The following is a 9,308-nucleotide window of genomic DNA, read 5'->3' as shown; positions in this document are numbered from 1 at the left end:
ACCCTGGTGGCCGGTGAGGTGCTCACGCTGGAGCAGGTCGACCAGGCTGTGGCCCTGCAGGCCGCCATGCGCCAGCGCAAACTGGGCGACATCCTGCTCAACCAGCAGGTCGTCAGCCCGGAGCAACTGCTCGGCGCCCTCGAGCAGCAAAGCCGCATGCCCATGATCCGCATCGGCGAGGCGCTGATCGCCCTGGGCCTGATCACCGAGGCACAGCTCGAGGACGCGCTGCGGCAGCAGCAGAGCGACCGCACCGTGCCCCTGGGTGAGCTGATGGTCCGTTTGGGCCTCATCACCCGTCAGGACCTGATCGATGCGCTGGCCCGCAAGATGGGCTACCCGCTGGTCGACCTGATGCAGTTCCCCATCGACCCGGAGGCGCTGACCAAGGTGCCCTTCTCGGTGGCCGCTCGCGTGAGTGCCGTGCCCCTGATGTGGCGCGATGGCAGCCTGATCGTGGCCGTCGAGGACCCGAGCAAGCGCATCGTGCTGTCGGAGCTGGAGTTCGCCAGCCAGTGCCGCATCGTGCCGGTGCTGGCACAGTCCACGCAAATCGAATGGGCCCTGCGCGACGCCTACGGCAAGCTGGGTGCCGACGTGGCGGCCGTGCCGTTCAACATCCACGAGCTGACCTTGCCGGCCTACGAGCTCGACTCCGCCGCCACTGGCCGGCTGGTCGAAGACCTCGAGCGGGAACAGGACGGCGACCTGCAGGAAGACCGCTCCATCGAGCAGAGCGACAACTCCCTGGTGCGGCTGATCAACACCATGATCGTCGAGGCCCACAACCAGGGCGTCTCCGACATCCACGTCGAAGGCTACGCCGGGCGCGACAAGGTCAAGATCCGCTTTCGCAAGGACGGCCAGCTCGTGCCCTACCTGGAGCTGCCGCACACCTACCGCAGCGCCGTCATCGCGCGCATCAAGATCATGTGCGACCTCGACATCTCCGAGCGCCGCAAGCCGCAGGACGGCAAGATCAACTTCGCGCGCTTCGTGCCCCAGTACCGCATCGAGTTGCGCGTGGCCACCATCCCGACCAACAACGGCCTGGAAGACGTGGTGATGCGCATCCTGGGCTCGTCCCGCCCCATGCCGCTCGACAAGATCGGCCTGAGCCCCAACAACCTGAGTCGGCTGCAATCGGCCATGGAGCGCCCCTACGGCATGGTGCTGTGCGTGGGCCCCACCGGTTCGGGTAAGACCACGACGCTGCACTCGGCGCTGAGCTTCATCAACGTGCCCGAGCGCAAGATCTGGACGGCGGAAGACCCGGTGGAAATCACCCAGCCAGGCCTGAGACAAGTGCAGGTCAACCCCAAGATCGACTGGACCTTTGCCAAGGCTTTGCGCGCGCTGCTGCGCGCTGACCCGGACGTCATCATGGTGGGCGAAATGCGCGACACCGAGACGGCCCGCACGGCCATCGAGGCCTCGCTGACCGGTCACCTGGTGCTCTCGACCCTGCACACCAACAGCGCGCCCGAAACGGTCACCCGCCTGCTCGACATGGGCATGGACCCTTTCAGCTTTGCCGACTCGCTGCTGTGCGTGCTGGCCCAGCGCTTGGTGCGCCGCCTGTGCCCGGCCTGCAAGACCAGCGAGCCGGCCAGCGAAGAGCAGGTCGACGGATGGCTGGACGAGTACATGCATGTTTTCGGGCAGGAGCCCACCGGCGTCACCCGCGAGTCACTGCGTGCCGAATGGCAGGAACGTTTCGCGGTGGAGGGGCGTCTGCTGCATTGGCACAGCCCCGGTTGCGACCACTGCAGCCACACCGGGCACAAAGGCCGCCTGGGGCTGCACGAGCTGTTGGTGGTCAACGCCGAAACACGCCGCCTGATCCAGACCGGTGCCAGCCCCGACATGCTGCTCGCTCACGCTTTGCGCGAGGGCATGCGCACGCTGCGCCAGGACGGCATCGAGAAGGTGCTGTGCGGGTTCACGAGCATGGAAGAAGTGCGCGCCAGCAGCAACGCTTGAGTCGATGCGTTGAAGTTGCCCCGCAGTCACCGTTTGTTGTTGGGCTGCCGCACGCAAACCCGAAAAAAGGTGCAAGATAGGGGCGACGGGTTCACACCGTCTGGTGGGTAAAAGGCACTTTTCTTTGCCCACCTAGAAGGTGTGATTTCCACGATCTTTGGTGTGAAGGCGATGCTTGAGTGGTCGCGCCGGTGTCACCAGACGGGTAAACCGGGCCGATCTTCAGGCGTTGAACAGACAGGTCATTCGGACAGGTCGTTGACGAGGAGGTCAGCATGGACGTGATCAGCAATTTCGCCGCCCGCTACGAGCGCACCCGCGAAGAGGAATACTCCCTCGAGGAGTACCTCGACATCTGCAAACGCGACAAGACCGCGTTTGCCACCGCCGCCGAGCGCATGCTCCTGGCCATCGGTGAGCCCCAGATGATCGACACGCGCAACGACCCGCGCCTGTCTCGCATCTTCACCAACAAGGTCATCAAGATCTACCCGGCCTTCGAAGAGTTCTTCGGCATGGAAGACGCCATCGAACAGGTGGTGAGCTACTTCCGCCATGCCGCGCAGGGCCTCGAAGAAAAGAAGCAGATCCTCTACCTGCTGGGCCCGGTGGGCGGCGGCAAGTCGTCGATCGCCGAGCGCCTCAAGCTGCTGGCCGAGAAGGTGCCGTTCTACGCCATCAAGGGCTCGCCCGTGAACGAGTCGCCGCTGGGCCTGTTCGATCCGACGGAAGACGGCCCGATCCTGGAAAAGGAATACGGCATCCCGCGCCGTTACCTGCAGCGCATCCTCAGCCCCTGGGCCGTCAAGCGCCTGGAAGAATTCGGTGGCGACATCCGCCAGTTCAAGGTGGTCAAGCGCTACCCGAGCATCCTCAAGCAGGTCGGCATCGCCAAGACCGAGCCGGGTGACGAGAACAACCAGGACATCAGCTCGCTGGTCGGCAAGGTCGACATCCGCAAGCTCGAAACCTACGCCCAGGACGACCCGGACGCCTACAGCTACTCCGGTGGCCTGTGCCTGGCCAACCAGGGCCTGCTTGAATTCGTGGAAATGTTCAAGGCGCCGATCAAGGTGCTGCACCCGCTGCTGACGGCCACACAAGAAGGTAACTTCAAGGGCACCGAAGGCTTCGGCGCCATCCCCTTCGACGGTGTGGTGCTGGCCCACTCGAACGAAAGCGAGTGGAAGGCCTTCCGCAACAACAAGAACAACGAGGCCTTCCTCGACCGGATCTACATCGTCAAGGTGCCGTATTGCCTGCGCGTGAGCGAGGAAATCAAGATCTACGAGAAGCTGGTGAGGGGTTCGTCGCTGTCGGCCGCGCCTTGCGCCCCGGGCACGCTCAAGATGATGTCGCAGTTCGCGATCCTCACCCGCCTCAAGGAGCCCGAGAATTCGAGCATCTACAGCAAGATGCAGGTCTATGACGGCGAGAGCCTCAAGGACACCGACCCCAAGGCCAAGTCCATCCAGGAGTACCGCGACTATGCTGGCGTCGACGAGGGCATGAGCGGCATCTCCACTCGCTTTGCCTTCAAGATCATCTCCAAGGTCTTCAACTTCGACAGCACCGAGGTGGCGGCCAACCCCGTGCACCTGATGTACGTGCTGGAGCAGCAGATCGAGCGCGAGCAGTTCCCCGCCGAGACCGAGCAGAAGTACATCGCCTACATCAAGGAGATGCTGGCGCCGCGCTACGCGGAGTTCATCGGCAAGGAGATCCAGACGGCTTACCTGGAGAGCTACTCCGAGTACGGTCAGAACATCTTCGACCGCTACGTGACCTACGCCGACTACTGGATCCAGGACCAGGAGTACCGCGACACCGACACGGGCGAGATCTTCGACCGTGGATCGCTCAACGCCGAGTTGGAGAAGATCGAAAAGCCCGCCGGCATCGCCAATCCGAAGGACTTCCGCAACGAGATCGTCAACTTCGTGTTGCGGGCGCGGGCCAACAACGGCGGCAAGAACCCGCTGTGGACCAGCTATGAAAAGCTGCGCACGGTGATCGAGAAGAAGATGTTCAGCAACACCGAAGAGCTGTTGCCGGTCATCAGCTTCAACGCCAAGGCCAGTGCCGACGAGGTCAAGAAGCACGAGGACTTCGTCAACCGCATGGTCGAGAAGGGCTACACGGCCAAGCAGGTTCGCCTGCTGTGCGAGTGGTACCTGCGCGTGAGGAAGAGCTCTTGATCTGATGGCCCACCCCCGAGCGCCTTCCGGCGCTCCCCCTCAAGGGGGCGCCACCAGCGGCCCGGCGAAGCCGGATCCGTGGTGGCCGCTTGGATAAAAACGGCGGACTGCGTACATGACACGGCAACACATCATCGACAGACGCCTCGCGGGGAAGAACAAATCCATCGGCAACCGCGAGCGCTTCCTGCGCCGCCACAAGGACCAGGTCCGCGAAGCCGTGCAGCGGGCCATCAATGGCCGCAGCATCCGCGACATCGAAAAGGGCGAGGACATCGCCATCCCCAAACGGGACCTGGGTGAGCCGGTGTTCCGCCACGGTGACGGTGGCACGCGTGACGTGGTGCACCCCGGCAACCGCGAGTACGTGCGCGGCGACCGCATCGAAAAGCCCCAGGGCGGCGGCGGGCAGGGCAGCGGATCTGGCGATGCCAGCGACTCCGGCGAAGGCGAGGACGACTTCGTCTTCAGCCTGAGCAAGGAAGAGTTCATGCAGGTCTTCTTCGAGGACCTGGCCTTGCCCAACATGGTCAAGACCGCGCTGGCCGAGGTGCCGGAGTGGAAGAGCCACCGCGCCGGCTTCAGCAACGACGGCACGCCCAACAACCTGCACGTGGTGCGCTCGATGCGGGGTGCGCTGGGCCGGCGCATCGCGCTGGGTGCCAGCAGCCGCCGCGAGATCGAAGAGCTGGAAGAGCGCATGGCTGCGCTGCGAGCGGAGAAACAAGAGGGCGATGACGCGCTCGACCATGATCACGCGATCGAGATCGAACAACTCGAGGCGCGCATCAGGCACCTGCGTGGCCGCGTGGCGGGCATCCCCTTCCTCGATCCGATAGACCTGCGCTTTCGCAGCCGGGTCAAGGTGCCGGTGCCCACCACCAAGGCCGTCATGTTCTGCGTGATGGACGTCTCCGGCTCGATGGACGAGCAGCGCAAGGAGCTCTCCAAGCGCTTCTTCATCCTGCTGTACCTGTTCCTGACAAGGCACTACGACAAGATCGAGCTCGTCTTCATCCGCCATCACACGCAAGCGCAGGAGGTCAACGAGGACGACTTCTTCCACGCCACCGAAACCGGCGGCACCGTGGTCTCCAGCGCGCTGGTGCTGCTCGACGAGGTCATCCGCGCCCGTTACCCCACCAGCGAGTGGAACCTGTACGTGGCCCAGGCCTCCGACGGCGACAACTGGCACCACGACTCCAGCCGCTGCAAGGAGATCCTGGAAGAAAAGATCTTGCCCCTGGTGCGCTACTACGCCTACGTGCAGGTGGCCCAGACCGAGCAGAACCTCTGGGACGAGTACCTGAGCCTGGCCGAAACCCACAAGCACTTTGCGATGCGCAAGGTGCTGGAGGCCTCGCAGATCTACCCGGTCTTTCGCGAACTGTTCAAGAAGGAAGGAGTGGACGCATGAGTGCCTTGCTGACGCCCCATCGAGCCGAGAAACCCTTGCCGGGGCTGTCGGACTGGTCCTTCGACCTGATCGAGGAGTACCACGACGTCATCCGCGCCACGGCGCAGCGTTTTGGGCTCGACACCTACCCCAATCAGCTCGAAATCATCACCGCCGAGCAGATGATGGACGCCTACGCCAGCGTGGGCATGCCGGTGAACTACCGCCACTGGTCGTACGGCAAGGAGTTCATCGCCACCGAAAAGAACTACCGCCGCGGCCACATGGGCCTGGCCTACGAGATCGTCATCAACTCCAACCCCTGCATCAGCTACCTGATGGAGGAGAACACCATGGCCATGCAGGCCCTGGTGATCGCGCACGCGGCCTACGGGCACAACAGCTTTTTCAAGGGCAATTACCTGTTCCGCATGTGGACGGATGCGGGCTCGATCATCGACTACCTCGTCTACGCCAAGAACTACGTGGCGCGCTGTGAAGAGCGCCATGGCATCGATGCGGTGGAAGAATTGCTCGACAGCTGCCACGCGCTGATGAACCACGGCGTGGACCGCTACCGCCGGCCGGGCAAGCTGTCTCTGGACAAGGAGCTGGCACGCCGCGAAGAGCGCGAGGCCTACCTGCAGCAGCAGGTCAACGACCTGTGGCGCACGCTGCCCAGGCGCGCCGACCGCCAGGAAGAAGAAGCCGTCAGGCGCTTTCCGGCCGAGCCGCAGGAAAACCTGCTGTACTTCATCGAAAAGCACGCGCCTTTGCTGGAGCCGTGGCAGCGCGAGATCGTGCGCATCGTTCGCAAGGTGGCGCAGTACTTCTACCCGCAGCGCCAGACCCAGGTCATGAACGAAGGCTGGGCCACGTTCTGGCATTACACGTTGCTCAACACCATGTACGACGACGGCCACCTGACCGACGGCATCATGATGGAGTGGCTGCAGTCGCACACCAACGTGGTGTTCCAGCCGCCGGTGGGCCACCGCGCCTACAGCGGCCTGAACCCTTACGCGCTGGGCTTTGCGATGTACACCGACCTCAAGCGCATCTGCGAGAAGCCCACGCCGGAAGACCGGCACTGGTTCCCCGATTTCGCCGGCTCGGCCGAGAACACGCCCAAGGAAGAACACGCCTGGCTCAAGACGCTGGACTACGCCATGCGCAACTTCAAGGACGAGAGCTTCATCGGCCAGTTCCTTTCTCCGAAGGTGATGCGCGACTTCCGCCTCTTCGCCATCCGCGACGATGAAAAGGCCAGCGAGTACGAGGTCAGCGCCATCCACGACGAGATGGGTTACCGCGCGCTGCGCGAGACGCTGTCACGCCAGTACGACCTGGGCTCGCGCGAGCCCAACATCCAGGTCTGGAGCGTGAACCTGCGTGGTGACCGATCGCTGACGCTGCGGCACACGCAGCACAACGACCGCCCGCTGCACGACAGCACGCGCGAGGTGCTCAAGCACGTGGCGCGGCTGTGGGGCTTTCCGGTGCACATGGAAAGCGTCAACTCGCACGGCGACACCCGCCAGCACTGGACGGTGGTGCCCGCGAACATGGAGTGATCCGCAACAGGGGCGCGTGCCCCTGTGCGGGTCTTCAGGCTCGACCGATCAGCGAGCTGCGTTGTGGCGACGACGCTGCAGCAGGCCTGCGGCAGCCAGGCCGACCAGGCCGTAAGCCAAGCTCGAAGCTTCGGGCACGGCCGACACGCCGTCGAACTTCACCTCGGACAGGCCGGTGTAGTCGGCCTCGCCGTAATTGCTCTTGATGTCAAAGCGAACGAAGCGGGCGGTGGTGTCGCCCAGACCCAGCGTTTCGCCGCCGAAGGGGTCGGTGGTGGGCTTGCTCAGCACGAAGGCACCGAATTCGCTGTAGTTCACGCCGTCGGTGGACAGGCTGATGGACAGGTCCTGGACGGAGCGACCTTCGCCGCAGCAGCCAGGGCCGTAGTTCCAGATGGTCGTGCTGCCGATCTTGTACAGGCCACCCAGGTCAAAGGTCAGGTTGCCGGTGTTGACGCCGTCGAGCAGCCACTTGGCCTCCCAGTTGCCGCTGTGCAGGTCGCCGCTCAGGCCGTTGCCATTGATCAGGTTGACCGGGTTGTAGGTGTAGAAGGTCGACGAGGCGGTGACGCTGGCGACCGCAATCTCGGCGGCCTGCGCGGATGCCAGGGCGCTGGCGCCGATGAGCATGGCGGCAATGACGCGGGAAGAACGGGACATGTGAACTCCTGAAGTTGTCTTGCGAATGGAACGAGTGCCGGTGACGGCTGTCGCACTCTAAGCTCCCATGCGGATTCAGGCACTCCCCACCTCATGGGGTTGCGTTTCCCTTTTTGTCTGATTTTTGACCCATGCCAAGGCTGATCATGGCGCTCGCTTCAGCGCGCTCGGCGCAGGTCCTGCAGCCATTGCCCTTTTGCTCGTGCATCGGCTTCGTGGGGCTCGTCGCGCCATGTCTCGGCCAGTGCCTGCTCGTACCAGCCCCTCATGGAGGGCAGGGCGAGCATGCGTTGCACGTAGGCGCTTGCAACGTCGCCCAAATCAGGGGAATAGGTCTGGGCACGGAAAGCCAGTGGCGCAAAGAAGGCGTCCACGGCCGTGAACCGATCTCCGGCCAGGAAGGGCCCGCCAAAGCGCTGCAGGCCTTCTTGCCAGAGCGTTTCGGCGCGCTGCCAGTCGGCTCTCGCCGCAGCAGGCCAGTTGCTCAGGCGGATGCGCAGGCCACAGTTCATGGTGCAGGTCTCGCGCAGCGCGAAGAAGCCCGAGTGCATCTCGGCGCTGGCGCAGCGGGCCCAGGCGCGAGCGGTGGCATCGGTGGGCCACACGCCGGGGTGGCGTTCTGCCAGGTACTCGGTGATGGACAGAGAGTCCCACACGACTTGTCCGCCGTCGTGCAGGCAAGGCACCTTGCCGGTGGGCGAGAAGCGGGTGAACTCGACCTCGCCGAAGGGCTCGAGCCTTTCTTCAAAGGGCAGTCCCAGCTCGCTCATCAACAACCAGGGCCGCAGCGACCACGATGAGTAGTTCTTGTTGGCGATGTGCAGCGTGTACATGGCGTTGGTTCCTCATCCCAGGCGTTTTTCATCATCGCGATGGGCGTGGGCGCTCGCTGCGATGTGCGGTTGGCAATCATGCCGCAGACCGATCGACCCGGCGAGTCGTGGCAATCAGCTGTCGAGCTCCTGCACCATGCTGTCGACGGCGCGCTGCATCAGGCTGCGGTCTTCCAGGCTGGTGGCCAGGCCTTCGGCGCGCAGGCGCTCGAGCGCGCGGCGGCTCAGGGAGTGCAGGCGGCCTGCCAGGTCGCTGCCGAACATGTAGAACTGGCGGTTTTCGCTGACCCACAGCAGGCGGGCGGTGGTCCATTGGCCTTGCATGAAGAGCTTGCACCAGGTGCCCGGGGTGAGGGCGTCGGCCCACTGGCGGCGGCGCGCCAGGATGGCCGCGTCGTCGGCGTTCTCGCCAAAGGCCATGGGCACCGTGGGCAGGGAGCCCAGGTTGGTGTCGAGCGGTCGGCCATCGGCCTGGGCAAAGCGCAGGTCGTCGAGCAAGGCGTCAAGGTTGGCCAGGGTGCTGGACTCGAAACCGGTGCGCTCGCGTTCCAGCTTGGGCGGCTTGGGTGTGGCCATGAGCACGCGGGTGTGCATGCGCATGAGGGCTTCGAGCAGGGTGTCCTGCTCATGGCGGGGCATGTTGATGCTGGCCATGCCTCGTTGC

The 9,308-nt window shown here is 64.2% G+C and carries 7 protein-coding genes; 4 read left to right on the top strand and 3 right to left on the bottom strand.

What is annotated here, in order from left to right; genetic code table 11:
* Positions 1-66 precede the first annotated feature (66 nt).
* From B2W70_RS05245 to B2W70_RS05230, 4 genes are all read left to right on the top strand, one after another.
* A complete protein-coding gene (locus B2W70_RS05245; RefSeq protein WP_414631029.1) occupies positions 67-1,983 on the top strand; it encodes a GspE/PulE family protein in 1,917 nt (638 codons plus the stop codon).
* Positions 1,984-2,258: 275 nt separating this feature from the next.
* Positions 2,259-4,181, top strand: coding sequence for a PrkA family serine protein kinase (locus tag B2W70_RS05240; RefSeq protein WP_286743566.1), 1,923 nt, complete (start codon positions 2,259-2,261; stop codon positions 4,179-4,181).
* A 115-nt stretch (positions 4,182-4,296) separates the two neighbouring features.
* A complete protein-coding gene (locus tag B2W70_RS05235; RefSeq protein ID WP_058088803.1) occupies positions 4,297-5,598 on the top strand; it encodes a YeaH/YhbH family protein in 1,302 nt (433 codons plus the stop codon).
* Entirely contained in the window at positions 5,595-7,151 is a 1,557-nt protein-coding gene (locus B2W70_RS05230; protein WP_286743564.1) for a SpoVR family protein, read from the top strand. The genes B2W70_RS05235 and B2W70_RS05230 overlap by 4 nt, the downstream gene beginning before the upstream one ends.
* 48 nt (positions 7,152-7,199) lie before the next feature.
* Here B2W70_RS05230 and B2W70_RS05225 read toward each other — a convergent pair whose 3' ends face one another.
* The 3 genes from B2W70_RS05225 to B2W70_RS05215 all read right to left on the bottom strand — a co-directional run.
* Complete coding sequence (locus B2W70_RS05225) at positions 7,200-7,811, bottom strand: discoidin domain-containing protein (RefSeq protein ID WP_286743563.1); 612 nt, start codon at positions 7,809-7,811, stop codon at positions 7,200-7,202.
* A 158-nt stretch (positions 7,812-7,969) separates the two neighbouring features.
* On the bottom strand, positions 7,970-8,644 hold the full coding sequence (locus B2W70_RS05220) for a glutathione S-transferase family protein (RefSeq protein WP_286743561.1): 675 nt from the start codon (positions 8,642-8,644) through the stop codon (positions 7,970-7,972).
* A 114-nt stretch (positions 8,645-8,758) separates the two neighbouring features.
* A partial coding sequence (locus tag B2W70_RS05215) for a DUF1631 family protein (RefSeq protein WP_286743558.1) occupies positions 8,759-9,308 on the bottom strand: 550 nt, incomplete at its 5' end.

The organism is Aquabacterium sp. UBA2148 (genome assembly GCF_002328915.1).
Classification (GTDB): domain Bacteria; phylum Pseudomonadota; class Gammaproteobacteria; order Burkholderiales; family Burkholderiaceae_C; genus Aquabacterium; species Aquabacterium parvum.
This window is presented reverse-complemented; position numbering and strand designations above follow the sequence as displayed.